Annotated in this window: 1 protein-coding gene and 1 pseudogene; both read right to left on the reverse strand. The window is 69.3% G+C overall.

Annotation, left to right across the window (positions count from 1 at the left end; all coding sequences use genetic code 11):
• Positions 1-469: response regulator transcription factor (locus RMO12_RS09140; RefSeq protein WP_309639051.1), on the reverse strand; the 469-nt coding region annotated here is incomplete at its 3' end.
• Positions 470-584: 115 nt separating this feature from the next.
• Positions 585-1844: pseudogene (locus tag RMO12_RS09145) on the reverse strand (excinuclease ABC subunit A); the annotation flags it as partial.

The raw sequence follows: 1844 nt of genomic DNA on the forward strand, positions 1-1844 counted from the left end.
GCTCGCGGCAGATCGCCTTGTTGCTCTTGCCCTCGACCAGCAGCCGCAGCACATCGAGCTGGCGCGGCGAGATGGCCAGCACCTCGCAGGCGGATGCTCCACCCACCGCATCGGACTCGAGGAACACCCCACCCATGCACGGCGGCAGGAAGACGCCGCCGCCCATGACGGTCCGAAGGGCATCCAGCATGGCCCCGGCTCGAGAGGTCTTGCGGATGAACCCGGCCGCGCCGTGCTCGATGGTCGCCAGGATGGTCTTCTCGTCGTCGCTGGACGACATCACCACGTAGCGCGGTCCTGCGGCATGCGTGCGCAAGCGATGCAGACCGGCGAGACCGTCGCTGTCGGGCAAGCCCAGGTCGAGCAGAACGAGGGCGATGTCCGCCTGTCGATCGAGGTGCTCGAGGGCCTCGGCCAGACTGCCGGCCTGAAGGACCTGCCACTGCGCAAACTCGCGGGCCAGCAGCATCGCGACACCTTCGCGGATCAGCGGGTGGTCGTCGACCAGGAGAACGGTGGTGTGCAAATGCAGATCCGGAAAAGTGATGATGTTCCGCCGCGACGCACAAGGCTCGCGGCACCGCTCAGCGCCGCGCCAGCACCGGCGCGAGCGCCACGCCGGTGTGCGAGCCGGCCGCGACCACCGCCTCCGGTGTGCCTTCGGCCACCACGCGCCCGCCGCCGTTGCCGCCCTCGGGGCCGAGGTCGATCACCCAGTCGGCTTCGGCGATGAGGTCGAGGTCATGCTCGATCACGATCACGCTGTGCCCGCCGTCGACCAGGCGGTGCAGCACGCGGAGCAGTTTTTCAACGTCGGCCATGTGCAGACCGACGGTGGGCTCGTCGAGCACGTAGAGGGTGTGCGGCGGCTTTTGGCCGCGGCGGGTCACGTCGTCGCGCACCTTGCTGAGTTCGGTGACGAGCTTGATGCGCTGCGCCTCGCCGCCACTCAAGGTGGGCGAGGGCTGGCCGAGCGTGAGGTAGCCCAGCCCCACGTCCTGCAGCAACTTCAGCGGGTGGCCGATGGCCGGCATCGCGGCGAAGAACGGCGCGGCCTCGTCGACCTCCATCTGCAACACGTCGCCGATGCTTTTTCCGCGCCAGGTGACGGCCAGCGTCTCGGGGTTGAAGCGGGCGCCGTGGCACAGGTCGCAGGGCACTTTCACGTCGGGCAGGAAGGACATTTCGATGGTGCGCAGGCCCTGCCCTTCGCAACCCGGGCAGCGACCCTCGCCGGTGTTGAACGAGAAGCGCGCCGCCGCATAACCGCGCGCCCTGGCTTCGAGCGTCTCGGTGAAGAGCTTCCTGATTTGGTCCCAGAAGCCGATGTAGGTGGCGGGACAGGAGCGCGGCGTCTTGCCGATCGGCGTCTGGTCGACTTCGAGCACGCGGTCGACGGCGATGAAGCCGGTGATGTCGGTGCAGCCGACCCACGGCGGGTGCTGGCCCGCAGCGAGCGCGTCGCGGCCGGCCTTGCTGAGCTTCAGCGCCACCGCGGCATGCACGTTGGCCAGCAGCACGTCGCGCGCCAAGTTGCTCTTGCCGGAGCCGGACACGCCGGTGACGGCGACGAGGCGCTGCAGCGGAATGTGGACGCTGAGGTTTTGCAGGTTGTGCAGGCAGGCGCCGGTGAGGGTGAGGATGGCTGCTTGCTCCGTCGCCCCTTTGGGGAGAGGGAGGGAGACCCGGCGTCGCGGTTGCAACGGGTGGCGCGTCGGGTGGGCGAGCATGCGGCCGGTGATTGAGCTGGGCTCGCGCAGCAAGTCTTCCGCGCTGCCCTCGGCGACCAGCCGACCGCCGCGTTTGCCGGCGCCGGGGCCGATGTCGATGATGTGGTCGGCACG

The organism is Methylibium sp., assembly GCF_031393925.1.
In the GTDB taxonomy this organism is placed as follows: Bacteria; Pseudomonadota; Gammaproteobacteria; order Burkholderiales; family Burkholderiaceae_C; genus Methylibium.